This window comes from Acetobacter nitrogenifigens DSM 23921 = NBRC 105050, from assembly GCF_000429165.1.
In the GTDB taxonomy this organism is placed as follows: domain Bacteria; phylum Pseudomonadota; class Alphaproteobacteria; order Acetobacterales; family Acetobacteraceae; genus Acetobacter; species Acetobacter nitrogenifigens.
In genome coordinates this window covers 19,048-44,870 of record NZ_AUBI01000004.1, presented here as the reverse complement: position 1 = coordinate 44,870, position 25,823 = coordinate 19,048, and the positions used below count along the sequence as shown (strand labels likewise).

The following is a 25,823-nucleotide window of genomic DNA, read 5'->3' as shown; positions in this document are numbered from 1 at the left end:
GCGATCGTCATGAGAAATTCCATTTCGTGGCGTCGTGGTTTAAGGTGTTTAAATCGCTTTGAGCGATTTCTTTTCCATAACGTATTGAAGGAAGCGGTCATGAACAACCTGCATGAGCGTCGCGTCGCCATGATTTCCGGAGCGAACAGGGGGATCGGGCGCACGATTTCAGAATATCTTCAGTCTACGGGATGGTGCGTCAGCGCTGGGGTGCGCGACCCTGGAGCATTGAAGGCGTCCTCCACGCTGCATACGCACGCGTTCGACGCCAGCGCAGGAGGGGAGGGCGCCTGGGTGTCGTCGACGATCACTGCGTTTGGACAGATCGATGCGGTTATCGCCAACGCCGGTATCATGATTCCGAAATCGATCCTGGAGATCGAAGACGATGAGATGGATGCGATGCTGAGCGTCAATCTCAAATCGCCGATCCGTCTGGTTCGCGCGGCGTGGCCGCATCTCAAGGAGTGCGGGACGGGACGTGTGATCGTCGTTGCGTCGCTTTCAGGAAAGCGCGTCAAATCTGCGGATTCAGGCCCCTATGCAATCACGAAACATGCTGTGGTGGCTCTCGCCCACAGCATCAAGCGTACAGGCTGGAACGACGGAATTCGCGCGACGGCCATATGTCCCGGTTTCGTGGCGACAGACATGGCGCGCAGCATCACCTCGCGCGAAGAGGCGGAGATGACGCAACCTGCCGATCTCGCGCGCATGGTCGGCATGGTGCTCGACCTGCCGAATACTGCGAACGTCGCCGAACTGGCGGTAAGCTGTTCGGAAGAAGATCTTTATTGAGGAGGCGCGGTCCAGCGCCAGCGTGCGAGATTCCATAGATTGGAGCGCACGTTGACGTTGCTTTCAAAACCCGTAAGGCCAGAGCGAACGCCTTCGACATTGCTTTGCTGATATAGCGGCAGAAACGGCAGATCCGTACGCACGAGACTCTGGATCGAACGGTAATATGACAGGCGTGTTTCGTGATCGAAGCTGGCGTTGGCTTTCAGAAACAGAGAGTCGATTCGACTGTCGGCAAGCTGAAACACGTTCTGCCCCGCGCCGCCCCGTGCGGGCGATGCGTCGGACGTGAAATAACTCGAGGCGTCCGGGTCTGAACCTGTCATGAAGTCGACCGACACCAGAGCCGTGTCGAAGCGAGATTGCGACCAGTATCCCCCCCACATCACGGCGGCGGGTCGATTTTCGATGCGCATGATGATGCCGATATCGGCAAGGTTCTGCTGAATGACCTCCTGAACCTGCTGACGCAGGGCGTTGCCGGAAGTCGTCGCGTTTACGAATTCCAGCTTGACGCCATCGCGGGCGCGCACGCCGCCGAGCCTGCGGCGCCATCCGGCCCGGTCGAGACTTTCTGCGGCGGCTTGTGGATCGAATTTCTGTTTCGGCAGATCGGGGTTGTAGTAGGACGATTGCGATGGAAGGAAGGATTCCGTATCGGATTCTATATTTTCAAAAAGAGTTTCCAATATGCCTTGCTTGTCAATTGCTGTGTAGATTGCCTGCCTCACCACAATGTCGTGGAACTGAGGCCGGGCCATATTGATGGCTATGCTTTCGACAAATGGTTGTGGTGCGCGGAAGACCTGCCGTCCGGGTAACGTTAGCGCCTGTCGATATCTGTTGGGAGGAATGCCGGGCATACCCAGGTAGTCGATTTCCCCGGTTTCGAACTGCGTGAACATGACGGTCACATCCGGGATATAGCGTATGATCGCATAATCGACGCCAGCTCGCCCCAAATGCCAGTGTTGGTTGGCGCGCAGGCGTATGTGGTCGGAGGGAATGCGCTCGTCCCACATAAAGGGACCGCTTCCCACAGGTTTGGATGTGAAAGCCGTTGTGTCAGAAACGCCTTTGAGAAGATGCGCCGGGACGATCATGGCGCTGGCCAGAATGGCGTGAAACGGCGCATACGGCTTGCGCATGCGCCAGGTCAGTTCAAGCGGCCCGGTCTGTTCGACATGTTCGATAAACTCGAAACCTTTCCTGCTGTAAGCAGGGAAGGATGGATCCAGAAGCGTTTCAAATGTGAAGACAACGTCTGCGGCTGTGACCGGACGTCCGTCATGCCAGAACGCATTGCCTCGCAACTTCACGCGCCAGGTCAGCCCGTCTGCGCTCACGCCGCCATTGTTCTGGTCAGGCACATTTTCGGCCAGATCTGGAACGAAGGCGCCTTTGGCGTCGATGGACCAGAGGGGACTGAACAGGTTCATATGAACCCCGTCATCGACCTCGATATGCGGCAAAAGCGGATGAAAAACGGTCGGCTCCTGCGCCAATCCGACGATGATCTGGCTTGGCGCGTCAGCGAAGGCGCGCCACCGGGGTGCGGCGACTGCGACGCAGCCAGCCGCCTCAAGGAAACGTCGTCGTGGCAGGTGGAGCTTCAAAGCGTCAAAATCCGCCGATCAGACGCATTGGCGTGCCGTCAGTGAAGCGGGACAGGCGGAAAGGCGACGGATCAACGCAGGGCGCCTTGCCGGTCGCAAGGTCGGCGGTCAGGACGCCTGCACCTGGGCCGATGCCGAAACCATGGCCGGAATAGCCGGTGGAAATGGTCAGGCCGGGTATCTTCGCCACAGTGTCGATGACCGGCACGGCGTCCGGCATGACGTCGATAAGGCCGCCCCAGTGCTGAAGAATGTGGATCGGGCCTGCCGCAGGAAACAATTTCTGCAAATCGGCGACTTTGCTGCGCGTCAGCGCGATGTTGGGCTTGGGATCGAGAACGCGCGTCTTTTCGAAAACGGTCGGCATATCGAGATCCCAACTGCGCGGAGTAAGCAGTTCCGTCAGGAAGCGGCTATCGAGACGCGGCTTTACGGATTTTCGTTCGGCCATGAATGCCGGCAGATACATGCGCGCAAGCCGGAGCATATCGGGGACGATGGGCACGTTCAGGCCAACGCTTGGCGCTATGTTGTAGCCGCCGTCATCGCGCTTGCGGTAAGCGACGCCGCCGAAATACGCGGATGTTTCGGGAAGGCCGCTCAGCGGCGCGGTGCGGCAGACGGACGACAGCACTTTCATCTGCGGCAGGTCGACGCCAAGGTTGCCGCAAAAGAGGCGCGACCAGGCGCCGCCTGCAACCACGACCTGACTCGTACGGATATAGCCCAGTTCGGTCACGACGCCGCAGATACGACCGCCCTGCAGCTCCACGCCGCGCACGGCGCAGTTCTGCACGATCTCCGCCCCCAGGTCCCTTGCGGCGAGCGCCACAGCCGGGGCAGTCCGTTGCGGCTCCGCGCGGGCGTCAGTCGGGTTATAGAGCGCCGAGCGGCCTTCTCCCGTATATCCGGGCAGGATTTCCCTGATTTCGCTCGACGTGATGACGCGGCTGCCGATCTGGAAAGGACGAGCATCCTCAACAAACTGTTCGTGTCGGGCGCGGTCGGCGTCGGTCTTCGCGATGGAGACGACGCCGCAGACCGTAAATCCGGTGTCGAGTTTCTTCGAAGCAAACTCGTTCCACGCCCTGAAGCTCTCCATCATAAGCGGGAGTTCGCGCGGATCACGGCCGTTGCGTCGCACCCAGCCCCAGTTTCGGCTCGATTGTTCGCCTGCGATATGGCCTTTCTCGCACAGGATAACCGATACGCCTCGCTGGGCCAGCGTATACGCCGTGCTGACCCCGACGATGCCGCCGCCGATGACAACGACGTCGGCGCTTGCGGACGGCTTGGCGTCGGTTTGTATCGCTTTGACCTCAGGACCCATGATGTCTTCCTCTGCTTCTTTTCAACAGTGCGCCGGGCGAAGGTCGAGATCGGCGCGCCGACAGGCCGTCCAGTGATCCGGCGCGGTTTCGCGCATGACGGGTCTGGTCGTTCTGCATTCGGTGATTGCGTGTGAACAAAGCGCCGCGAAGGCGCAACCCTCGGTCGACGTGGGAGAAAGGCGCCCCGCATCGACTTCGGCGTGCGGCGTAAGTTTGCCACCCTGGCGCGGGGCGGCGGCGAGCAGACGCGCCGTGTAAGGGTGCCGGGGGCGCTCAAATAACCCGCGCGACGGAGCGATTTCGACCAGACTCCCGCGAAACATGACGCCAATCCGGTCGGATATCAGCCCCACGACGCCGAGGTCATGGCCGATGAACAGGATCGACAGGCCGAACTGATCGCGCAAATCCAAAAGCAGGTTGACCACCTGCGCCTGAACGCAGACGTCGAGCGCAGATACGGCTTCGTCTGCAACGATGATGTCCGGATTCATCAGTAGCGCCCGCGCGATGCTCAGGCGCTGTCGTTGTCCGCCCGAAAACATGGCGGGGGTGCGGTCCAGAGCATCCGCGCCCATGCCGATGATCGCCAGCATCCGCGCGATTTCCGTATCGTCCGTAATTCCGCGCAGTCGAAGTGGCGTTCTGAGGATTTGCCGAATGGTCTGGCGTGGGTTGAGCGACGCCGAGGGGTCCTGAAAGATCAGTTGTATCCGCCGTCGCATCGGTCTCAACGCGGTGCTGGACAGAGCGGTGACGTCCTGCCCGGCGAGATAGACCTTGCCCTCGCTAGGATCGATGAGGCGCATGGCGATACGCCCGACTGTGGTCTTTCCGGAGCCAGACTCCCCCACCAACCCCAGGATTTCGCCCGCGCGCAGGTCGAACGATACATCCCGCAGGGCGTAGGTCTGGGACGGCCGACCGAATAACCCCGCGCGTTGCGTGTAGGTCTTGGATACGCCCTGCACACTCAGAACCGGCGCGGTCATCTGGCGAGTTCCTCCCAGCGACCGCAACGTACGGCGTGAACTTCATTTTCGCCATCGGCGATGTTCAGAAGATCAGGCATCTGTGTCTGGCAAGGCGTCGGACGCATGGCGTCGCAGCGGGGCGCGAAGCGGCACCCAACGCCGCGTTCGCCGGGCGCGGGAACCTGTCCGCGAAGTATGGGCAGGCGCCGCGCGCCAAACACGCTGTCGATCCCCGGCGCGGCCCCGAGGAGGGCTTTGCTGTATGGCATGGCGGGCGCGGCGAAGAACGCGTCGGCTGGAGCGTCCTCCACGACCTGTCCGGCGTAGAGGACGATCACACGGTCCGCGATGGATGAGGCGACGGCGAGGTTATGCGTGATGAAGATCATTCCCATGCCAGAGCGGGCACGGAGTGAGAGCAGCAGGCGCAGGACTTGCGCCTGCACGGTCACGTCAAGCGCCGTCGTGGGCTCGTCGGCCAACAGCAATTCAGGCTCGCCGGCGATCGCCATGGCGATCAGCACGCGCTGTCGCATTCCGCCGGACAGGCGCTGCGGGATCAGCTTCAGGCACGCCTGTGGATCGACGATGCCGACTTCATGCAATAATTCGATTGCGCGTGCCTGGGCTTTTCCGCCGCGCAGACCGCAATGCAGCGACAGAACTTCGCGCATTTGTGCGCCTATAGTCTGGATCGGATCGAGGCTGCTCAACGGGTCCTGAAAAATCATGGAAACATGCCGACCAAGCACGCCGCGTCGCTCGCGTGAACTGATCCGCGCGAGGTCGGTCTCACGTCCGTCATTCAGGCGCAATATTGCAGAGCCGGTGACGTTTCCTCGCCCCAGAAGCCCCATCAGGGCGAGTGATGCAACGCTCTTTCCCGAGCCGCTCTCCCCGACAAGCGCTACGATTTCTCCTCGTTTCATCGAGAAAGAAACACCGTCAACAATGGGCGGACCGCCAAAATCCACCCCGAGATCGCGAACGGCCAGCAACGTCATGACCTGCTTCCTCTGGCCCGGAGGGAGGGATCGATGGCGTCTCGCAGGGATTCTCCCAGCAGGTTGAACATCGTCACGGTCAGCGCGATGGCGACGCCGGGGATAATGGCGAGCCAGGGATCGGATTCAAGATATTCCTGCGCGTTGTTCAGAAGATTGCCCCAACTCGCGTCAGGGGGCTGCACGCCGTAACCAAGATAGCTCACATACGATTCCAGAAGGATCGCTCGTGCGATGGTGAGCGTTGCGCTGACGATCACCGCTGGCGCGACGTTGGGCAGAACTTCGCGCAGCAGCACATAGCGGTCAGTCGCCCCCATGGCGACAACTGCGGTCACGTAATCCATTTTTCGGATCACGCGCGTTTGCGCCTGCACGACGCGGGCGGCCTCCATCCAGCTGACCAGCGTCACGATGCCGATGATCGTCCCTACGCCGGGGCTGAGCACGGCGGCGAGCGTCAGCATCAGGAACACGACCGGAAAACACAACGTGGCGTCGATGATTGTCGTAATCAGAAACCGCGCCGCCCCGCTGTTGTACCCTGCGACAAGGCCGAGCGCTGTGCCGATCACGGTGCTCAGAATGGTGGACGCCAGCCCCACCAGCAGGGAGACGCGCCCGCCCATCAACACGCGCGTCAGCAGATCGCGTCCGATTTCGTCAGTGCCGAGTGGATGTCCGGCGCTGATCGGAGAGAGAAAGCGGTGATGCAGATCGATATGTGCGTGGCCGTATGGCAAAACCCACGGGCCTGCGACACATGCGATGACGACGAGAACGATGTAGCAAGCGGCGATCCGGCCGCGCGGGCGCAGATCGTGCAGATGCGTCCTGACCGACAGGATGGCGTCGGCGCCGCTCATGCGCGCAGTCTCGGGTCGGCGGCGTGGTGCAGCAATTCCGCGGCGAGACTGCATATCAGCACGAGAACGGCGCTGAACATCAGAACGCCCAGCGCCACCGGATAGTCGCGGTACTGCAGGCTGTCGAGAAACAGACGCCCCACGCCGGGCCACGTGAAGACCGTCTCCGTGACGAGCGCTCCGCTCAGCAAAGTCGGGAGATAGACGCCCGCTATCGGAATCAGGGGGAGCAGGGCCGCAGGCAGGACGCGCCGCAGGACGATCCGCCAGCCGGGCACGCCCAGCGCGCGGGCGGTGCGGATATGGTCCTGATTCAGCGTGTCGCCAGCAAATGCGCGCACGTACGCGCCCCAGACCGGTATGGAGACCAGACCAAGCGTCATGGCGGGCAACGCGAGGTGGCGCAGACGATCGCTCGCTGAAGCGTCGCCCGGCGCCATCAGGCCACCCGCCGGAAACCATCCCGTGCGAACCGACAGAAAATAGATGAAGACAAGGCCAAGCCAGAAAGTAGGAAGCGAAAGCAGGATGACGCCGACGAGAGAGCAAAGCGCGTCGATAGCCTCCCCAGCCCGCAGTGCGCCGATCAACCCCATCGCCAGCCCGCCGAGGAAGGAAATCACCAGCGAAGCAAGGCCAAGTTCGACCGTCGCGCCAAGATGCGCGACGATGATCGAAAGCACCGGAGCGTGGTCGCGGTAGGAATGGCCCCAGTCGCCTTTCAGCAAGCCCCCGAGCCACTTCACATATTGCAGCCATAAAGGCTGATCCAGACCCATGGAGTGGGCGATCTGGTTCAGTCGCTCAGTGGTCATACCCGGCGATAGTGAAAATTGGGCGAGCGGGCCGCCGGGCGTCGCATGAAGAAGCATAAAGCCAGTCAGCGAGACCAGCATCAGCAGCAGCACATTGACGCCCGCCCGGCGCGCCGCGAAGGCAAACAAGCCTTCAGCCATGCAGGGTGACCGGTTCGAAGGCGCTCGCGCCGGCTTTTGCAAAACGGGATGATGAAAAAGCGGAAATATCGACGGGTGATTGCTCTTCCTTGACGAGCGCCGCCATGATTTTTCCTGTGATGGGGCCAAGACAGAAACCGTGCCCCGAAAAACCGCGAGCGACGAAAAGCCCCCTTGCGCCTTCGACGCGATCGAGGACCGGAAGGGAGTCCGGCGTCTGGTCGATCAGACCACACCAATAGGCGTCGATCTCGGCGTCCAGCGCAGCGGGCACGACGGTTCCGAAACTTTCGATCGTTTCCGCCAGTGCGCGAATTGGCGGCGCGATTATCGGGCGTCCATTTCGTTCATGCATGGCGCCGCTCCACGGTTCAATGCCGCTGGTGAAGCGAAAAGCTCCGTCCAGCTGTTGCCGTCCTGCGCAGGCGGCTTCCGCGTTGCGGACGTCGGCGACCGAAATAACCTGTTTGAGGGTGGAGGCGACCGGCTTCGTGCGAATGACGGTGACGTATTTGACGTCCAGAGGCACATCAGCGCCGAAGGGCGCGAGCAGGTCGTCACCCATGACGCCGCTGGCCAGCACGACAGCGCCCGTCGCGATGCGATGCGACGCAGTTCGCACGGCGGTGATTTTGCCGGCGGCGGTTTCGACAGCGATGACGGGCTCGCCGAACAGGGTCGTCGCCCCGGCCCGGCGTGCGGCGGCGACATAGGCGTTGACGGTGGCGTCGGGGTCGGCATGCCCGTCTGTCGCACAGAAGGTCGCCCCCGCGACAACGGGCGCAATGGCGGGCGCGACGTCGCGGACGGCGGACGCACCGTCCAAAAAGGAAATGGGCAATCCGCAGGCGGCGCCTGTTTCGGCAATGTCCTTCAGGGCCGGAAGATCGCCCGCGCCCATGCCAATTCGGAGATTTCCGTCCTGCGTGTAGCCTGTTGGCGCGTCCAGCGCTTCGGCGAGATTTTCCCAAAGCTTTACCGCGGCGATCGCCAGGGGAATTTCGGCAGGATCGCGGCCGGACTGGCGAACCCCGGCGAGGGTCCAGCCGCTGGCCATCGCCGCAGGGCCGTAGCGGTCGACGATGGTGACCGACAGGCCCGAGCGAGCCAATTCCCACGCGGTTGCGGCTCCGCTGACGCCACATCCGATGACGACGACATCCGTCATGGTTTTTCTCCGTTCCGGCTCAGGCGCTACCTGCGGTAATTGATCTGGAAGTAGTAGTATCCTCCGTTGAAGCCGATCTGCTGCACGTCGAAATTATAGCGCTGCACGCCAAGGTAATTTGTGCTGTATGGCACCCTGCGCTGTTTGGAGTTGAACAGGTTGTTTGCTCCCAGCCCGACCCGCCACGATGGCGTTATCTGATACGACACCAGAATGTTTGTAGCCTCTTTCGGGCGGTTGTTGAAGGGCAGATAGACCGTATTCGAATAGGCGTAGGGTCCGGTGACATATTGTTGTTGCGACGTCACTTTCCCGTAGCGAATTTCATGCACGCCGACAGACCAGGCGCCCTTGCTCCATGTGAAGCCGACAATCTCCTTGTTTTTCGGCGTGTATGTCGTCAGGAAGCCACGGTACAGGGCGTTGAGCAACGGTTGCCCGTTCTGGTCGTCGTCGACATGAGTGATGGTGGTCTTGTTGAGATTGATCGCCAGATCCCAGGCGACGTCACCAAATTTTCCGAAATGAGTCAGGTAGTTCGCAGTGATGTCCATGCCGCGTGTGCGGGTGTTGGACGTGTTAGCGAAATATTGCGCAGTCACGTCGTCTGCGATCAGGCCGCTTGGCAGGCCAAATCCGCCCGCCTCCAGCGCATCGATAGCCTGCTGGCCATTATAAACGCCACCTAGCGTTATCCGGTGCTTCAGGGAGATTTGGTAGACGTCTATCGAGATATGAAGCGGGTCGATCGGGTTGAGAACGATGCCTGCGGAGTAGTTCATTGAACGCTCGGGACGAAGGGGCTTTGATCCGAGCAAAATGGCCGATTTGGAATCTACGGGAAGAATCCCGGAAGCTCCCGTCGGAGATACGCCGAGGTTGGAGTAATGTTCTTCTGCGAGGGTAGGCGCACGGAAGCCGTTGCTGATGGTGCCGCGAACGCCGACACGTTTGTTGAAGTCGTAGCGCATCGAGGCTTTGCCGGTCTCGGTGTTGCCTGCGTCAGTGTAATGTTCGAAGCGGCCAGCCAGATCGATCTGCCAGTTTTTGAGAAGATGAGTCGAGACGTCGAGGTATCCCGCTGTTACGTCGCGGTAGTTTTTCGACGCCGACATTGGCGAAAGTCCGTCGTCTGCGGATGGTCCGCCCCCGTAATAGGATGCGGGTTCGCCGGCGCCGACCTGATATGTGTCATACCGATATTGCGCGCCCAGCGCAAAATTGAGCGGTCCTGCCAGAACAGGCACGTCGAAACTGCGCCTTACTCCCGCGTCGGTCGTCCATTGCGTATCATTGAACGTCATCATTGGAGAAAAACGTGTGGGCGTGTGTCCTGTCGCCGCGTAAAGGTCGGGGTTCACGGTATCGAACATGCCCACGTCTGCGACGTTGCCGCCATAAGTCGTGCTGAGATCCCAGTCCCATCCGAATTTCTTGCCCCTGAATCCCGCTGTGAAACTGTAGTCATTTTGTGAAACGGAGATTTGTGGCGAAAATCCCTGAGGATAAACTTGGGGAAGGACCGAAGGCAGGCGGTAGTTCTGGTAGCTTTCGCCATTCACGTGGCCGTAGGATGCGAAGGAGTAGAACTCGATCGCGTCCGTAATCCGGTAACCCATATTGTAGGAAATCGTCTCCCGCTGGATGCGCGGATTTCCCATGATATGGTTGTCATATTGCCCGGTGCGGTTATCAATGCCGCCCCGGTCGGTGTGGTCCATGTATTTGTATTCTGCGCTCAGATCGAAGAAGCCACGCCCGCCGAGATCGGTCCCCCAGTTTACAGACTCGCCCGACGTGAAGCCGTCTCCGGCGTAGTAGCCGCCGTTGACCGCCTGCATCGTCAATTCGTTGGCTGAATGTTTGAGAATGATGTTGATGACGCCAGCAATCGCGTCGGACCCGTACTGAGCAGCCGCGCCGTCCTGCAGAATTTCCACGTGATCCACGGCGGACACCGGGATCATGTCGATGTCGACGGGAATGGAGCCTTGTTGCGGGCCGGTATAGTCGGTCATGACGGAGGTAGTATGACGACGTTTTCCGTTGACCAGAACAAGGGTCTGGTTCGGCGTCAGACCGCGCAGCTGCAACGCGTCGGTCATGTTGGAATTGCCGATGTTCATCGTCGATCGCGTCAATGACGGCGCAAGCTGGGTCAGCGCGTCGCGCAGGTCGGCCTGCCCGGTTTGTTGCAACTGGCGTGACGAGACGACGAGAACGGGGCTGGTGCTCTTGCGCGCGGTCTGGTGGGGGTCGCGCGTGCCGGTGACGATCACCTGCTCGTCGTCCTGCTGCAACGCCTGAGCGGTCTGTCGCTTGCTGGGCGTTGCGGCAATCGCAGGAGCGACTGTCGTTCGCGTCGCCGGACGAGACGCGTGCGCGCCCGCTGTGGCGACCTGTTTGCTGTCTTGTTGCAAGGTGGAATTGCTTCCGGTCGTCGGCGAGGCGAATGCGACTGTCGATTGCAGCAGGGGAAGCAGCAGGGCGGCATGACCGACCTTGACGCCACGATGGCGTCTGGATGCATGTCTGCGCGCGTAAGGCTCCATACGTCGCTCCTGGTAATGGCGTTGGACGGCGGCGTGGCCGCTGCTGCGCCGGGAATTTGTGGCGATATCGTTACGAAGCGTGTTAGAGCGGGAGCGTCAGGTCAATACGGGATCGAACTGGTATCCGGAGAATTCCATATGGTGGAACGCGGGACGGAGGGGGGCGGGACGGCGAACGCGGTGCGCAAGGCTGCGCGGCTTCTTGCTGCGCTGTCAGACGCTGGGCCGCAGGGTATGGAGTTGAAAGATATTGGGCAGGCTTGCGGGTTGCCGAAATCTACGACTCACCGACTGTTGGGCGCGCTTTGTGACGAGGGGCTGGCGGCGCGGGTGCCTCGAACGCGACGATACAGCCATGTCTGGCGGGCGCCGCGTCACGAGACGATCGGCGCCTTTCATCCGGCGGAACGTCTGGCTCAAAGCCGATGGTGGCGTTCGGCGGTCGCGTCGCTTCCGGTTTGCGAGCACGACGCGTTTTTCCTGCTTGTTCATGCGGACGATCGTGCGCTTTGCGTCGACGCATGCTTCGGGCGCAGGGTGATTCCGTCGCTGACCCGCGGCATTGGCGGCCATGTGCCTTTAGGGGTCGGGTCCGGCGCCACGATATTGCTGTCGTTGTGCGAGGATCAGGCGGTGGAGGCCATCGTGTCGCGCAATTTCAACACGTCGGCTCGGGGAGCCGTCAGGCGCGAGGTCGAGACGGCGCGTCGCGACGGTTACGTGATGGATATGGGAACCTGGATCGCGGGGGTCGGCGGCGTCGCCGTCTCGGTGCCGACCGGAACGCCGGGTTTCGGCCTCGCTCTGGGGGCGGCGTTCTACACTAACGAGCACAACGTCGGTTCGGTCGAGGCGCTCGGCCGCAGGATGCGCGAAGTTGCGTCCTCAGTCGTTTTTTGACGGCGGGGGCTCCGGATTGTCTCGCTCGTTCGAGGCGACTTTCAGCGCTCTTGTATCCTGACAAAGAATGCGCAGCGCGGCGACCCAGAGTTCCGCTGCAGGGACGTTGCTGACATGCAGTTCATGGCGGGCCTGCCTATCTGCGACATCGAGAGCTGAAAAGCCGTGTTCGCGTAACAGTGTTTCCGCCAGAGCGTTGGCGTCAGGGCTGTCTTTCACGGCTGTTCCCGTCAACTGAGACGTTCTTGCGGATTGAGGAAGATGCGGGCGGGAGCGCGCGCCTTCGGCGCTGCGGAGGCGCAGGATGGGGCGAGATCAATACGCTTCAATATATGAAAATTCCGTTGCTGATGTTTCTCTGCGAACGCAGAGTGCGACCACATGAGGACGCCTGCCTCCACAGACACGGCTGAGTTTCTGACCGTCGACGCCCCTGAGCGCATCCATATCTGGCCAAAGCGCGATCCTGTTGAGTCCTCTGGCCGGATACGCTTGAACGGCGCAGTAATAAGGTTGCCGACAGGTTAAGGAGCCCTTGCCGCCCGGCGCAAGGGCTGCGGTATAATGGCCTCCTGATTTGGAGGGGGCGCACTGCGGGAAAGGTGATGCGTGTTCGGGACTGGTCTCACATCACGGGTCGTGTCGGTCGGAATTTTTGTCGCAGCGTCGCTTTTGGGCGGCGACGGGGCGTGACAATCTCCAGCCGGTTATCGTCGGCCACCATCGACCAATCCATCGTGGCGTCGCCTTGCGCAATCTATGCGATCTCCGACGTGCGGCTTGAGGGGCTGGGGCCGGAGCATGCGGAGATCATGTTCGAAGGCCTCTCGGACCCGGCGGCTTATCGCTACATCAGGGAAGATCCTCCCGTTTCGGTCGAGGCGTTGCGGGCGCATTACATTCGCCAGATCGAGGAAGCGCCCGTCGGCGAGGGCGAGGCGTGGATCAACTGGATCGTCCGGCGCGCGTCAGACGGCGCCCCGCTCGGATACGCGCAGGCGACCGTGGGGGAGGGCGAGGCGTTGCTGGGCTACCACGTCTTTCCTCAATACTGGCGGAGAGGCGTGGGGAAGGCGGCGCTCACGCTGGCGCTCGCCCGCTCTTTCGAAGACCCGGCCATTCACTGCGCGCGTGTAGCTATCTGCACACGCAATATTGCGTCTCTGGAACTGGCCAGAAGCGTAGGTTTCGTTTTCGACCGCCATGTCGAACATGCTGACTTCTTCAAGGGGGAGTGGAGCGACGAATACGAACTGGTTTTCCCGCGTCCCGTTTCTACGGCATCCCGTCTCGAGGGAATGGATACCGACAACTGACCGGGGCTGCCCGGCCTGAGGGGGTATGCGTCGCGTTGGCGGCAGGCAGGGCTGCGTGATGCTCTCGCTCTGGCCTCCACGGCTCGCGCCAGCTAAGAACGAAACATGATCACGCGCACCCGACTCATTGGCATAGACCCCGGCCTGCGCTTCACCGGCTGGGGCGTTATCGACGTGGAGGGCAATCGTCTGATGCACGTGGCCGACGGCGTTATCGCCACTGACGGGGACGAGGCCGTGCCGGACCGCCTGCGCGCTCTGTACGACGCGCTGACCGCGTTGATCCAGACGCACAAGCCGCAGGAGGCGGCGGTCGAGGAGACCTATGTGAACCGCAACGGCTCATCGACCCTGAAGCTCGGCTATGCGCGCGGCGTCGCCCTGCTTGCTCCGGCGCTGGAGGGACTCAGCGTGTCGGAATACGGCGCCATGGCTGTCAAGCGCGCCGTCGTGGGGACGGGGGCCGCCAGCAAGGATCAGGTCGAGATGATGGTGCGCCGCCTGTTGCCCACCGCGAAAATCAGCCGGGCCGACGCGTCTGACGCTCTGGCTGTCGCCATTTGCCACGCGCATCTGCGTGCGAGCGCCCAGCGGGTGGCGGTGGGGCGGGCGTCGGCTGAGAAGCGCGCGGCGTCGGGCGTCGGGCGATGATCGCTTCACTGGCAGGTCTGCTCGCGCAGGTCGATGCGGATCGCTGCGTGATCGACGTCAACGGCGTCGGCTATCTGGTCTTCGCCTCGACGCGTACGCTCTCCGCCCTGCCGCAGCCGCCGGAGCGGGCGCGCGTGCTGGTCGAGACCGTTGTGCGCGAGGATGCGATCCTGCTTTACGGATTCGCCGACCCCGCTGAGCGCGACTGGTTTCGCGTGCTGACAGCCATCCAGGGGGTCGGCGCTAAAGTGGCGCTCGGGCTGCTGTCCACCATGTCTCCGTCTGAACTGATCGCTGCGATCAGCAGCGCGGACAAGGCGAGCCTGACGCGCGCGCCGGGCGTCGGCGGCAAGCTCGCGGAGCGGCTGTTGACGGAATTGCGCGACAAGGCGCCGAAAATGCCCGGCGGCGGCTCCGGCACGGCGACAGCCTCGATCGTCGCGCAGCGCGGGGCCGAAAACACGATCGAGAGCGATGCGCTGCTTGCGCTGGCGGGGCTTGGGTTCCGTCGGGCGGAGGCGTGGCCTGTCGTCGGCAAGCTGATCGCGGAAGCAGGGGATAGCGCTGCTCTGGACGCCATCATTCGTGATGCGTTGAAGGAGCTGGCGCGATGAAGGGACGTCCTGAAGCCGAACGCGCGGTCGATCCTGCGCGCGGCGAGGAGGATCTGGGCGAAGGGTCGCTGCGCCCGCAGACGCTGGCGGATTTCACGGGACAGAAGGCCAGTCGCGAGAATCTCGCTATTTTCATCGAGGCTGCCCGCGCCCGAGACGAGGCTCTGGACCATGTGCTGCTCCACGGCCCCCCGGGCCTTGGCAAGACCACACTGGCGCAGATCGTGTCGCGGGAGCTTGGCGTTGGTTTTCGCGCGACGTCAGGGCCGGTCATCCAGCGGGCGGGCGATCTGGCGGCGATCCTGACCAACCTGCAGCCGCGCGACGTGCTGTTCATCGACGAAATTCATCGTCTGCAGCCTGCGATCGAGGAAATTCTCTACCCCGCGATGGAGGATTTTCAACTTGATCTGATCATCGGCGAAGGTCCGGCGGCGCGTTCCGTGCGAATCGATCTGGCGCCGTTCACGCTGGTCGCCGCGACGACCCGCGCCGGGCTGCTGGCGACGCCGCTGCGTGACCGGTTCGGAATTCCGCTACGTCTGGTGTTCTACACCCCGGAAGAATTGCAACTTATTGTAAGCCGCGGCGCCAGAAAGCTGGGTTTCGCGCTGACGCGCGAAGGCGCTGCGGAAATCGCCCGTCGGTCGCGCGGCACGCCGCGAATCGCCGGCCGTCTGCTGCGCCGCGTGCGTGATTTCGCGTCTGTCGGAGCGGCGTCCGGCGTCGAGGCGGGGGAGCCGGTCGGCGCGGAGGTCGCGGATGCGGCGCTGACCCGGCTGGAGGTGGACAGTCTCGGCCTGGACGGCATGGACCGGCGGTATCTGCGGCGCATCGCCGAGCACCACCATGGCGGCCCGGTCGGCGTCGAGACGCTGGCTGCGGCTCTGGCCGAAGCACGCGATACGTTGGAGGATGTGGTGGAGCCCTACCTGATTCAGGAAGGGCTCGTGCTGCGCACCAGCCGGGGCCGGGTTCTCGGAGAGCGCGGCTGGCGGCATCTCGGGCTGACGCCGCCGGCGTCGGCAGGGCAGTTCGATCTGCTGGCGGATGACGGGATCGGATAGGAGGCGTCATGACGACCCACAGCATCGATTTCCGGATTTATTACGAAGACACGGATGCGGGCGGAGTGGTCTATCACGCCCGCTACTTCGCGTTCGCCGAGCGTGCGCGGACGGAAGCGATTCGCGCCCAGGGCATGGCGGCGATCGATCTGCTGCGGGATTACGGGCTGGCTTTCGTGATCCGTTCGGCCTCCATAGACTACCTCATGCCGCTTCGGCTTGACGACGTCATGACGGTCAGGACGCGCCTGCTCGAGCAAGGGGCTGCGAGCTGTCGGCTGGAGCAGATTTTTTTTCGTGGCGCGGACGTTTGTGCGCAACTCGATGTGCGGCTGGCCTGCATTCGCGTCGCCGACGCCCGGGCTGCCCGATTTCCGCCGTCTTGGCGTGTTTTGTTGCTGAAACTGGCCGACACTGGTCAGTGAGGCGCCTTCTGCTTTGCGCGGGAAGTCAGTAAGGATCGCGGCGAGGTTCGGCGTTCCGCCGAGTCGCTGCGGGTTCGGCGCGCGTCATAACGGCGCGGCCGCCCGGGTCACCTAGAGCCGAAAGGGCAGGAGGCGTTTTTGGACCATGCGGTAGACGCGGCAAATCTCGGCGTGGCTGCGGCCGGGGATCTGTCGCTTTGGGGCCTGTTCATGCAGGCCTCGCTCGTTGTCAAGTTGGTGATGATCGGGTTGATCGTCTGCAGTGTCTGGGTCTGGGCCATCGTGTTCGACAAGATCGTGACGCTGCGTCGGATCAACCAGCAGGCGACGACGTTCGAAGACAAGTTCTGGTCGGGCGGCAGTCTCGACGATCTTTACGAGGCGGAGGGCGCGAAGCCTGCTCATCCTCTGGCCGCCGTTTTCGGCGCCGCGATGGGGGAGTGGCGGCGTTCGGCGCGCATTCCCGGGGTCGATCTGCTTCGTGGCGGCGTGCAGGAGCGCGTCGACAGGGCGATGTCGATCACCATTACGCGCGAAATGGAGCGTCTTGAGCGCTGGATGATCTTCCTCGCCACCATTGGCCCGGTGGCTCCGTTCATCGGCCTGTTCGGTACTGTGTGGGGCATCATGCACTCGTTCAGCTCGATCGCGGCGATGCACAACACCAATCTGAGCGTTGTCGCCCCGGGCATCTCCGAAGCCCTGTTCGCCACGGCGATCGGCCTCGTGACGGCCATCCCGGCGGTGATCGCCTATAACGTTATCAGCAATTCGCTGTCCCATTTCCAGGATCGCATGGAAGGGTTCGGCACGGAGTTCGCCGCAATTCTCTCGCGCCAGTCCGAAGAGAGGGCCTGACCCCATGGGCATGTCGGTCGGAGGTAGCGGGCGCGGTCCACGCAGGAAGCGTCGCCCGATGTCGGACATCAACGTCACGCCGCTGGTCGACGTGATGCTGGTGCTGCTCATTATCTTCATGGTGACGTCGCCGATGATGACCAGCGGCGTGAACGTCGATCTCCCCAAGACCGACGCCAAGCCTGTGAACAGCGACACGAAGCCGATCACCGTCTCTATCAAGTCCGATGGAACGATCTATCTGGGCGATAACCCGGTCTCCAGCGACCAGTTGATCGATCAGCTGAAAGCGGCGTCTGAAAATGATCCAACGCATCGTATTTTCGTGCGTGGCGACGCCCATATCGACTACGGCAAGGTCATGCAGGTGATGGGACAGATCACGGCTGGCGGCTTTACGCATGTGGCGCTGCTCGCGCAGCAGCCCGCAGGCGGACACTGAGGGGTCCGCGCCGTGCATAGCCGCTCATCCGCCTTGATTCTGTCGTTCGGCCTCGCATGCGCGGGCGAGGGCGTTTCGCGCGCTTTCGTGTCCCGCCCTGCGTTCGCCTGAAGAGGGGAGCTGAAACCCTCATGGTTCGGCCTCGCCGTTCCGAAACGGTCCTGATGCGACGCTCAGCCGTCATGTCGGGCTTGTTGCATCTGGCCATCCTGCTCGCGGCTGTGCTGTCTCTGCCGACGCCCAAGCCGCCGGAGCCTGAAGAGCCCCCGCCCGTAGAGATGCAGTTCGAAGGCGCTTCCGGCGGCGGCGCCCCTGCGCGAGCCGCCAAACCGGCGCCGCAGCCCGCGCCGGCCCCTGCGCCCACGCCGTCGCCGGAGCCTCCGACCCCGACGCCGCCAAAGCCGCAGCCGACGGAGGAAACGCCTCCGCCTCCTCCGCCCCCGCCGCCGGTTCCTCCGCCGCCACAGCAGGAGACGCCGCCGCTGCCGGATACGCCGCTGCCGCCGAAGGCCGAGGAGCCGACGCCTGACGCCGTGAAAACGCCGCCGTCGCCGCCCGCGCCGCCGCAGCCGACGCACGCGGTCGCCCCGCCGTCTCCGCAGACGCAGCCGACGGATGCTCTGCCGGACACTGCGATTCCGTCGCATATCACGCAGCCGAACAAGGCGAAGAAGGCGGAAGCCGACACGCATTCCCTGCTTGAGACGCTGGATTCATTCAGATCCGACACGAAGCAGACGCATGCGCCGAAGGCGAAGCCGAATCCCGCGCAGGGCGGCGCGCCAAATGGCGGCGGCACGCCCGATGGCGATATCACTGGCGCGATGAGCGCGGGCGATCAGCGTGCGATCGGCGGGGAAGTGCGGCGCTGCTACGCCGAGGATACGGCTGCGAAGGATTACGCGAGCTTCGTCGCGCATCTGATCGTCACGGTCGACGCTACGGGTGAAGCACGGCTTGTCGCATTTGCGCCAGAAACGCAGGCGAAAATGAACGCTGACCCGTCGTACCGCGCTTTAGCGGAGCGCGCTCGGGCGGCGGTGCTCAGTCCGACCTGTTCGAAGCTGCCGATACCGAAAAACCTGCTGGGTCAAACCCGGCAATTGAAGTTCGTCTTCCGGCCCTGATCCGGAAGAGCAAGGAGACACTGACCATGGGTTCGACTGAACGCGGCTATCTGTCCGACCGGGAGGCGGAAGCCTTCGCCGAACTGTTTTCGGCGCAGCGCGCCGGGTTCGGCGGCGAGGGACTGGGACGTCGCGCCCTGCTGGGCGGCGGCGCCCTTCTCGGCGCGGGTCTGATGGCGACGCCGCTCGCCGCGCGGGCGGCTGATCAGCCTGCGGCGGAGATCACCGTCGATCAGGCGCGGACGGCGCCGATCCCCATCGTTATCCCTTCTTTTGGCGCCGGCGTCGGCGACCAGATCACCGGCGTTCTGACTGACGATCTGTCGAACACAGGGCTTTTCAAGGTCATCTCGGGCTCCACCGGAACGGGCACGCCGGATTTCGGTCCTTACAAGGCCATGGGCGCGCGCGCGGCTGTGACTGGCGCCGTGACGGGCGCGGGCTCGCTGCGCGTTGAGTTCCGCCTGTGGGACGTTCTGACCGGCCAGCAGATTCAGGGTACGGCCTACACGACCAGCGCCGCCAACTGGCGCCGCATCGCGCACATCATCGGCGACGTGATCTACCAGCGGATGCTGGGCGAGAAGGGTTATTTCGATACGCGCATTGGTTTTGTGTCCCGCTCAGGCGGCAGTCGCAACCCGCGCATGCGCCTGGCGATCATGGATCAGGACGGCGCCAACTACCGCGTGTTGAGTAGCGGTCAGACAAAACTGCCGGCCTTCAACCCTGTTCGCGATCAGATCGCGTTCCTGTCGTATGCGACGGCGACGCCCCGCGTTTACGTGTTCGACCTGTCGACAGGGCGCCAGCGCATTCTGACAGAATTCAATGGCGTGCCACTTGGGCCGCATTTCTCCCCCGACGGCGGAACCGTGATCGTGCCGGTCGCACGCGGCAGCGGCTCGGAACTTGTGGCGGTCGAACTGGGGTCGGGCGCCAAGCGCCAGCTCACCAACTCCGGCGGGGCGATCAACGTCAGTCCAAGCTTCAGCCCGGACGGGTCGCAGATCGTGTTCAACTCCGACCGCGGCGGATCTCCTGCGCTTTATGTGATGAGCGCCTCGGGCGGCGCGGCGCGGCGCATCTCCTATGGCAACGGCAGCTACGGAGACTCGGTGTGGTCGCCGCGCGGAGATCTGATCGCCTTCACTCGTATTTCTGGCGGGCAGTTTTCTCTCGGCGTCATGAACCCTGACGGCACTGGCGAGCGGATCATGACGCAGGGTTATACGGTGGAAAGCCCGACTTTCTGTCCGAACGGCCGCGTCCTCGCTTTCTGCCGCCGCACGGGCGGAGCCAGCAGTCGCGACACCATCGGCACGATCGACATCACTGGGTTCCACGAGCGCGTAATCCCGACCCCGGAGGGCGGGTCCTCGCCGACCTGGTCGCCGCTGAACGTGTGACGGCGTCGCCGGTCGTTTCATTTATGCAACTCTGCCCCGAGGAAACGGCGGAGCCACGCTATTATCAGGCTTGACCGGGGCGAAAACCTGTGGCTATGGCCTGTGTAGTTCGAAAGCCAACTGCTTTCTGCGGCGAACGCTGTTCGCGCGGTTTCGGTTGGCTTCGGCTTACGGAGAAATCCGGCGTCATTTCCTTTACTTAATCTCTACATGTTCCCGCTGTGGAACTGATCTCAGGATCGAGACAATGAGACTGAAGTTTATCGGTGCGCTCGGCGTGGCCGCCCTTTTGGCCGCCTGCTCGAACGATCAAGCCAACACGGGCGCCGCCACGGGCGCGGGGGCGGCGGTGCAGCCGAGCGGCCCCGTTCCGGGAAGCGAAGCCGATCTGGTGGCCAATGTTGGCGACCGCGTGTTCTTCGACCTGAACCAGAACAGCCTGAGCGCTGACGCGAAGGCCACCCTGGACAAGCAGGCTGACTGGCTTGCGAAGTATCCGCAGGTTTCCGTGCAGATCGCCGGTAACTGTGACGACCGTGGCACCGAGGAATACAACCTCGCCCTGGGTCAGCGCCGCGCCAACGCCGCGCGCGACTATCTGACGGCGAAGGGCACGGCTGGCGCACGTCTGTCCACCATCTCGTACGGCAAGGATCGCCCGACGGCGACCGGCGACGGTGAGGACGCATGGGCGCAGAACCGCAACGCCATCACGGCTGTGCAGTAATAAACAGCTCGATTCGTTTCTAAACGCGTCGAATTGTTGAATAGAGCCGGTCGGACCATTGGTGTCCGACCGGCTTTTTCATATTCAGAACCAGATTGCTCCAGAGGCGAGTTGAGGCAGAGATGTCCGGCCCCGGAGGTCCTTGCGCGCTTCAGGGAGGATGCTGCGGGTCCTTCCCGCCTCTCGATGTTCTGGACCATCATGGTATTGACGTCGGCGCCACGCGTTATTCCCGAGGCAGGGAGTGGGGCGGCGCACGAACGCTAACGGCAGGGAGCCGCGAGAATGACGCGCATCGTGAAGCGCATCGCCGGGCAGTCATCGAAGTCTGGCGGAATCGGGATGGCGAGAACGCTGGTTCTGGCGTTGTGCGCAGGCGCTCCCGTCGTAATAGGCGCGGCGCCTGCATTGGCGCAGGTCAACAGCCGCGAAGGCATCGAACTGCAGAACCAGATCATGGAACTGCGCCAGCAATTGAGTCAGATGCAGTCTGCGGGCGCAGCTTCAGGCGCTTCCTCTGGTTCGCTACCGCCGCCGACGCCTTTGGGCGCAGCCTCCGCGGGGAACAGTGGAGACCTTGTCGCGCAACTGGTTGATCGCGTGAATACGCTAGAGGACCAACAGCGGGATATGCGCGGCCAGATAGAGCAATTGACCAACCAGTTAAAAGAACAGAACGACGCGCTGACCAAGCAGATCGGCGATCTCAGCTTCGCGATGCAGAACGGGAAGGGTGGCGGCGTTCCGGCGCCTGCAAGCGCCCCTGCCGTCGAGGCGAGCTCGGGCGGTGGAGATTCCGACGCGCCGCACGCGCAGACGCCGGACGCCTACCTCAAGACAGGGAACGCGGCGTTGCTCAAGCGCGACTACGCGGGCGCACAGCAAAACGCCGAATCGGCGCTGAAGACTGCAAAGGGCGGGACGAAGGTCGACGCGCAGTTTCTTCTTGGGCAGTCGCTCGCAGGACAGAAGCAGTATCGCGACTCCGCCGTTTCGTATTACGACGCCTACAAGCTGTCGCCGAAAGGCGCGCGTGCGCCGGACGCTCTTCTGGGGGTGAGCGCGTCGCTGATCGCGCTCGGCGACAAAAAGGCTGCGTGTCAGGCGTTGGGTAAGCTGAAGGCGGAATTTCCGTCTCCGGCGGCTCGCGTGTCGCATGCGTCCCAGATCTTCACGCAGCGCGCCGGGTGCTCCTGAGCGCAGCCTGGTGATGACGTCGGGAGGCGGATTGTGACGCCCCCCGACGATGCGCCTGCGGAGCATCCGTTCGACGAGGCTCGCGCGAGGCCGGTGACGCCATCGTATTTCGCGGCGGTTATGGCGCGCCTCGGCCCATGGCTGCCGGATGTTTCCGACGTTCCTCCTACCGCGCTGGCCGTTTCAGGTGGCGGAGACTCGCTCGCTCTTGCATGGCTGGCGTCACGATGGCGTCGTGGCCTTCAGGCATTTATTGTCGACCACGGCCTGCGTCCGGATTCTGCGCAGGAGGCCCTCGAAGCCGCGGAGTGGCTTGAAGCCATGGGGATCAACGCGCGAATCCTGACCCTGCACACGCTACGGGCAGGACCTGGGGTGGCCGACCGCGCACGGGATGCGCGCTACGCCGCACTGTTCGCCGCTTGTCGTGAAAGCGGATGCGTCGATCTTCTACTTGGCCATCAGGCGGACGACCAGATCGAGACGATTGCGATGCGTCGTGCGCGAGGCGAGGGTTTTGGCCTCTCAGGTATGGCGTGGATAACAGAAACGCCGGACGTGCGTGTGGTGCGTCCGCTTCTGGGCGTTTCCCGTGCGGCGCTTCGCGAGACGCTGCGCCATGCGGGCGTGCCGTGGGTGGATGATCCCTCGAACGATGATCTCCGGGCGGAGCGCGTGCGTGTTCGCCGCACCCTGTTGGAGGGAGGCGAGACGTTGAAGGCGGAGTTGTTCGCGCTGGGGCGCATTAGCGGGATCGTCCGTGCGGCGCATGAGAATGCGTGCGCCACGGAACTGGCGTCGACGGCGTCGCTGAGTGCGGGTGGCTGGGCGACGCTTGGTCACGACCTTCCAGGCGATGCCGCGCTTGCGGCGTTGATCCGTTGTGTGGGCGCAGGCGCTTACCCGCCGCCAGCCGATGCGGTGTCGGCGTTACGGCGGCGCGGTCGCGCAGGGACGCTCGCCGGGGCGCGGCTGTTTCGGGCGCGTACGGTCGCCGCGGGAGGGCAGAGCTGGGTTATGGCGCGCGAGCGGGCGGCGATGCAGGGACGGATCGAAGCGCGAGACGGCGTCGTGTGGGACCGACGCTTCGTGCTGCATTGCGATGCGGACATGGTTGGTCTGCGTGTGGGCGCGGCCGGAATGGGGATCGACCGGCGCGCCAGAGGCGGCGTGGCGGCGGCGTTGTGCGAGACGCTGCCCGCGTTATGGCGTGGGGAGCAGCGCGTGTGCGTCCCCTATCTGGGGATATGTGAGGAGGAGGCTCTCGTTGGGGCTGAGTTTTCGTTCGCGCCGAACGTCGCCGCTGCGCCGGGCGGCGTATGGGGCTTGTCATGAGGTCGGACGTGCGCTGAGCGGGGCGTGCGCAACCTCGGCGTTTGACAGATTTCGGCCTGTTCGCATGGGTCTACGATACTGTTTTTATACGTGTTCTGCGCGACTGGCCTCGCATGAGTGGGTGAAGCTGCGGGTAGCGTTCGCTCCTTATTCGTGAGCGGGAGCCATATTCTGGAACCAGTTAGGCCGAACAGACGGCGATGAGACCGCAAATCCGGCGGCGGGGTATAGCCCCGAAAAACCATGCCAACCCGCCGATGGCGTATGCGCTCGATACATACCGTCCTAAATTTAGCGTGGCGCACTTTGAAAGCGCTGTCTGACCACCATGTAACCCAAGCAGGATTGCAATCGGCGGCCGAAACCTTTCTGATTAGGGTTCGGGCGGACGGGCGAGCCGCCTGCGGGAACAGCATGGAACGGATGCCGTGATCAATAACTTTGGACGCAACTTGGCGCTGTGGGTCGGCATCATCGTCCTGCTATTGCTTCTTTTTAATATATTCCAGCCCGGCTCGGTCCAGCACTCGGCGCAGCAGCTTGCCTACTCGGACTTCGTGGCTGATGTCGACAACGGTCGCGTGCGCTCGGTGGTGATCCAGGAGCACAACATCTCCGGCACGCTGACCGACGGCACCTCCTTCGACACCTACTCTCCGCAGGACCCGGGTCTGGTTTCGCGCCTGACCGGGAAGGGCGTCGAGGTGGTGGCGAAGCCGCTTGAGACCGAGGGCAATCCGCTCCTGCGTTATCTGCTGAACTGGGCGCCGGTGCTGCTGATCATCGGCGCGTGGATTTTCATGATGCGCCAGATGCAGTCCGGCGGCGGCCGCGCCATGGGCTTCGGCAAATCCCGCGCACGGATGCTGACCGAGAAGCACGGCCGCGTGACCTTTGAGGACGTGGCGGGCATCGACGAAGCCAAGGGTGAACTGCAGGAAATCGTTGAGTTCCTGAAGGATCCGCAAAAATTCACTCGTCTGGGTGGCAAGATCCCCAAGGGCGTGCTGCTGGTAGGGCCTCCCGGCACCGGCAAGACGTTGCTCGCGCGCGCCATCGCGGGCGAAGCGAACGTGCCGTTCTTCACCATTTCTGGTTCCGACTTCGTTGAAATGTTCGTCGGCGTCGGCGCCTCGCGTGTCCGCGACATGTTTGAGCAGGGCAAGAAGTCAGCCCCTTGCATCATCTTCATCGACGAAATCGACGCGGTCGGTCGTCATCGCGGCGCCGGTCTTGGCGGCGGCAATGACGAGCGCGAGCAGACGTTGAACCAGATGCTCGTCGAGATGGACGGGTTTGAGAGCAACGAGGGTGTGATCCTGATCGCGGCGACCAACCGCCCGGACGTGCTCGACCCTGCTCTGCTGCGTCCCGGCCGCTTCGACCGTCAGGTCGTTGTGCCTAACCCGGACGTGAACGGCCGCGAGAAGATCCTGCGCGTTCACATGCGCAAGGTGCCTTTGGCGTCCGACGTCGATCCGAAGGTTATCGCGCGCGGCACGCCGGGTTTCTCGGGAGCTGATCTGGCGAACCTGGTGAACGAGGCCGCTCTGCTTGCGGCGCGTCAGGGTAAGCGCACGGTGGCGATGCGTGAATTCGAGGACGCCAAGGACAAGGTGTTGATGGGCACCGAGCGCCGCTCGCTGGTCATGAGCGAGGAAGAGAAGCGCATGACCGCGTACCATGAAGGCGGCCATGCTCTGGTCTCGGTCCTGACGCCTGGAACCGACCCGGTTCACAAGGCGACGATCATTCCGCGCGGTCGCGCGCTGGGCATGGTGATGAGCCTGCCGGAGGGTGATCGCTACTCCAAGAGCAAGGCGAAATGTCTTGCGGAGCTGGACCTTGCGATGGGCGGTCGCGCGGCGGAAGAAATTATCTTCGGGCCGGACAACGTGTGCAGCGGCGCCTCGGGCGACATCAAGATGGCGACCGATCAGGCGCGACGGATGATCACCGAATGGGGCATGAGCGAGAAGCTCGGCATGATCGCCTATGGCGACAACGGGCAGGAGGTGTTCCTCGGCCATTCGGTGACGCAGAGCAAGAATGTGTCGGAGGACACTGCTCGGGAGATCGACGCCGAGATCAAGCAGTTGATTGACACGGCCTATAATCGCGCGCGCACGCTGCTGATCGAACATATCGACGAACTGCATCGCCTTGCGGAAGCCCTGCTCGAGTACGAGACGTTGAGCGGCGAGGAAATTAGGCAGGTTCTGCGTGGCGAGAAGATCGAGCGTGTGGTGATCGACGACGCGATGCCGGAAAACCGGCGTTCTTCGGTGCCGCCGGTGCTCGGTCGGAAGGATGATGGCGGCGTTTCCGTGCCGCCGACGCTGGGAGGCGCGACGCCTCTGCCGGGTTGAGCCGGTCAGCATAATATGCGTTCGGGAGACGCGCCGTCCTTGTGGCGGCGCGTTTTTTTGTTCGGAACTCCCAAGCGTGTGGAGAACATTTCTCGGCAGGCGCTGCTGGCGAGGGGACTTC

Annotated in this window: 24 protein-coding genes; 15 read left to right on the top strand and 9 right to left on the bottom strand. The window is 63.0% G+C overall.

What is annotated here, in order from left to right:
* The first annotated feature begins 99 nt into the window (after nucleotides 1-99).
* A complete protein-coding gene (locus G442_RS0107005) occupies nucleotides 100-798 on the top strand; it encodes an SDR family NAD(P)-dependent oxidoreductase (RefSeq protein ID WP_026397416.1) in 699 nt (232 codons plus the stop codon).
* On the opposite strand, the gene G442_RS0107000 is transcribed toward G442_RS0107005, so the two are convergent.
* From G442_RS0107000 to G442_RS0106965, 8 genes are read right to left on the bottom strand one after another with little or no spacing between them, the layout of a single operon-like run.
* On the bottom strand, nucleotides 792-2,414 hold the full coding sequence (locus G442_RS0107000; RefSeq protein ID WP_026397415.1) for a peptide ABC transporter substrate-binding protein: 1,623 nt from the start codon (nucleotides 2,412-2,414) through the stop codon (nucleotides 792-794). The genes G442_RS0107005 and G442_RS0107000 overlap by 7 nt on opposite strands.
* A 4-nt stretch (nucleotides 2,415-2,418) precedes the next feature.
* On the bottom strand, nucleotides 2,419-3,744 hold the full coding sequence (locus G442_RS0106995; protein WP_035376324.1) for an NAD(P)/FAD-dependent oxidoreductase: 1,326 nt from the start codon (nucleotides 3,742-3,744) through the stop codon (nucleotides 2,419-2,421).
* Between the two features lie 21 nt (nucleotides 3,745-3,765).
* On the bottom strand, nucleotides 3,766-4,737 hold the full coding sequence (locus G442_RS0106990) for an oligopeptide/dipeptide ABC transporter ATP-binding protein (protein ID WP_026397413.1): 972 nt from the start codon (nucleotides 4,735-4,737) through the stop codon (nucleotides 3,766-3,768).
* Nucleotides 4,734-5,723, bottom strand: a complete 990-nt coding sequence (locus tag G442_RS21265) for an ABC transporter ATP-binding protein (protein WP_035376323.1) — start codon at nucleotides 5,721-5,723, stop codon at nucleotides 4,734-4,736. The genes G442_RS0106990 and G442_RS21265 overlap by 4 nt, the downstream gene beginning before the upstream one ends.
* Nucleotides 5,720-6,589: an ABC transporter permease gene (locus G442_RS0106980; protein ID WP_161628341.1), complete on the bottom strand. Its 870-nt coding sequence runs from the start codon at nucleotides 6,587-6,589 to the stop codon at nucleotides 5,720-5,722. Before G442_RS0106980 ends, G442_RS21265 begins: the two co-directional genes overlap by 4 nt.
* Nucleotides 6,586-7,545 (bottom strand): ABC transporter permease, encoded by a 960-nt coding sequence (locus tag G442_RS0106975; protein WP_035376322.1) that lies wholly within the window; start codon nucleotides 7,543-7,545, stop codon nucleotides 6,586-6,588. The genes G442_RS0106980 and G442_RS0106975 overlap by 4 nt, the downstream gene beginning before the upstream one ends.
* Nucleotides 7,538-8,713 carry an NAD(P)/FAD-dependent oxidoreductase gene (locus tag G442_RS23880; RefSeq protein WP_026397410.1) on the bottom strand — a complete coding sequence of 392 codons (1,176 nt, stop codon included), beginning with the start codon at nucleotides 8,711-8,713 and terminating at the stop codon, nucleotides 7,538-7,540. The genes G442_RS0106975 and G442_RS23880 overlap by 8 nt, the downstream gene beginning before the upstream one ends.
* Before the next feature lie 26 nt (nucleotides 8,714-8,739).
* On the bottom strand, nucleotides 8,740-11,265 hold the full coding sequence (locus tag G442_RS0106965; protein WP_051292060.1) for a TonB-dependent receptor plug domain-containing protein: 2,526 nt from the start codon (nucleotides 11,263-11,265) through the stop codon (nucleotides 8,740-8,742).
* Here G442_RS0106965 and G442_RS0106960 point away from each other — a divergent pair.
* Entirely contained in the window at nucleotides 11,206-12,165 is a 960-nt protein-coding gene (locus G442_RS0106960; RefSeq protein ID WP_084440443.1) for an IclR family transcriptional regulator, read from the top strand. The genes G442_RS0106965 and G442_RS0106960 overlap by 60 nt on opposite strands.
* On the opposite strand, the gene G442_RS0106955 is transcribed toward G442_RS0106960, so the two are convergent.
* Nucleotides 12,151-12,384: a hypothetical protein gene (locus G442_RS0106955; protein ID WP_026397407.1), complete on the bottom strand. Its 234-nt coding sequence runs from the start codon at nucleotides 12,382-12,384 to the stop codon at nucleotides 12,151-12,153. The two genes, G442_RS0106960 and G442_RS0106955, sit on opposite strands and share 15 nt — an antisense overlap.
* Nucleotides 12,385-12,854: 470 nt before the next feature.
* Between G442_RS0106955 and G442_RS23875 the strand changes: the two genes are divergently transcribed.
* From G442_RS23875 to ftsH, 13 genes are all read left to right on the top strand, one after another.
* A complete protein-coding gene (locus G442_RS23875; RefSeq protein ID WP_161628339.1) occupies nucleotides 12,855-13,481 on the top strand; it encodes a GNAT family N-acetyltransferase in 627 nt (208 codons plus the stop codon).
* Between the two features lie 105 nt (nucleotides 13,482-13,586).
* Nucleotides 13,587-14,132, top strand: coding sequence for a crossover junction endodeoxyribonuclease RuvC (ruvC, locus tag G442_RS21245; RefSeq protein ID WP_035376319.1), 546 nt, complete (start codon nucleotides 13,587-13,589; stop codon nucleotides 14,130-14,132).
* Nucleotides 14,129-14,746 (top strand): Holliday junction branch migration protein RuvA, encoded by a 618-nt coding sequence (ruvA, locus tag G442_RS0106935; protein ID WP_026397406.1) that lies wholly within the window; start codon nucleotides 14,129-14,131, stop codon nucleotides 14,744-14,746. The genes ruvC and ruvA overlap by 4 nt, the downstream gene beginning before the upstream one ends.
* Nucleotides 14,743-15,813: a Holliday junction branch migration DNA helicase RuvB gene (gene ruvB, locus G442_RS0106930; RefSeq protein ID WP_026397405.1), complete on the top strand. Its 1,071-nt coding sequence runs from the start codon at nucleotides 14,743-14,745 to the stop codon at nucleotides 15,811-15,813. Before ruvA ends, ruvB begins: the two co-directional genes overlap by 4 nt.
* A gap of 8 nt (nucleotides 15,814-15,821) precedes the next feature.
* Nucleotides 15,822-16,238 carry a YbgC/FadM family acyl-CoA thioesterase gene (locus G442_RS0106925; RefSeq protein ID WP_026397404.1) on the top strand — a complete coding sequence of 139 codons (417 nt, stop codon included), beginning with the start codon at nucleotides 15,822-15,824 and terminating at the stop codon, nucleotides 16,236-16,238.
* A gap of 138 nt (nucleotides 16,239-16,376) precedes the next feature.
* Nucleotides 16,377-17,096, top strand: a complete 720-nt coding sequence (tolQ, locus tag G442_RS0106920; protein WP_026397403.1) for a protein TolQ — start codon at nucleotides 16,377-16,379, stop codon at nucleotides 17,094-17,096.
* Nucleotides 17,097-17,100: 4 nt separating this feature from the next.
* Nucleotides 17,101-17,538: a protein TolR gene (gene tolR, locus G442_RS0106915; protein ID WP_026397402.1), complete on the top strand. Its 438-nt coding sequence runs from the start codon at nucleotides 17,101-17,103 to the stop codon at nucleotides 17,536-17,538.
* A gap of 131 nt (nucleotides 17,539-17,669) precedes the next feature.
* Nucleotides 17,670-18,665: a hypothetical protein gene (locus G442_RS0106910; RefSeq protein ID WP_026397401.1), complete on the top strand. Its 996-nt coding sequence runs from the start codon at nucleotides 17,670-17,672 to the stop codon at nucleotides 18,663-18,665.
* 26 nt (nucleotides 18,666-18,691) lie between these two features.
* Nucleotides 18,692-20,074 (top strand): Tol-Pal system protein TolB, encoded by a 1,383-nt coding sequence (gene tolB, locus G442_RS0106905; protein WP_026397400.1) that lies wholly within the window; start codon nucleotides 18,692-18,694, stop codon nucleotides 20,072-20,074.
* Nucleotides 20,075-20,321: 247 nt separating this feature from the next.
* Nucleotides 20,322-20,801: a peptidoglycan-associated lipoprotein Pal gene (gene pal, locus G442_RS0106900; RefSeq protein WP_026397399.1), complete on the top strand. Its 480-nt coding sequence runs from the start codon at nucleotides 20,322-20,324 to the stop codon at nucleotides 20,799-20,801.
* 285 nt (nucleotides 20,802-21,086) lie between these two features.
* Entirely contained in the window at nucleotides 21,087-21,998 is a 912-nt protein-coding gene (locus G442_RS21240) for a tol-pal system YbgF family protein (protein ID WP_246789357.1), read from the top strand.
* A 33-nt stretch (nucleotides 21,999-22,031) separates the two neighbouring features.
* Nucleotides 22,032-23,333, top strand: a complete 1,302-nt coding sequence (tilS, locus tag G442_RS0106890) for a tRNA lysidine(34) synthetase TilS (RefSeq protein WP_051292058.1) — start codon at nucleotides 22,032-22,034, stop codon at nucleotides 23,331-23,333.
* Nucleotides 23,334-23,764: 431 nt separating this feature from the next.
* Nucleotides 23,765-25,702 (top strand): ATP-dependent zinc metalloprotease FtsH, encoded by a 1,938-nt coding sequence (ftsH, locus tag G442_RS21235; protein ID WP_035376346.1) that lies wholly within the window; start codon nucleotides 23,765-23,767, stop codon nucleotides 25,700-25,702.
* Nucleotides 25,703-25,823: the final 121 nt, after the last annotated feature.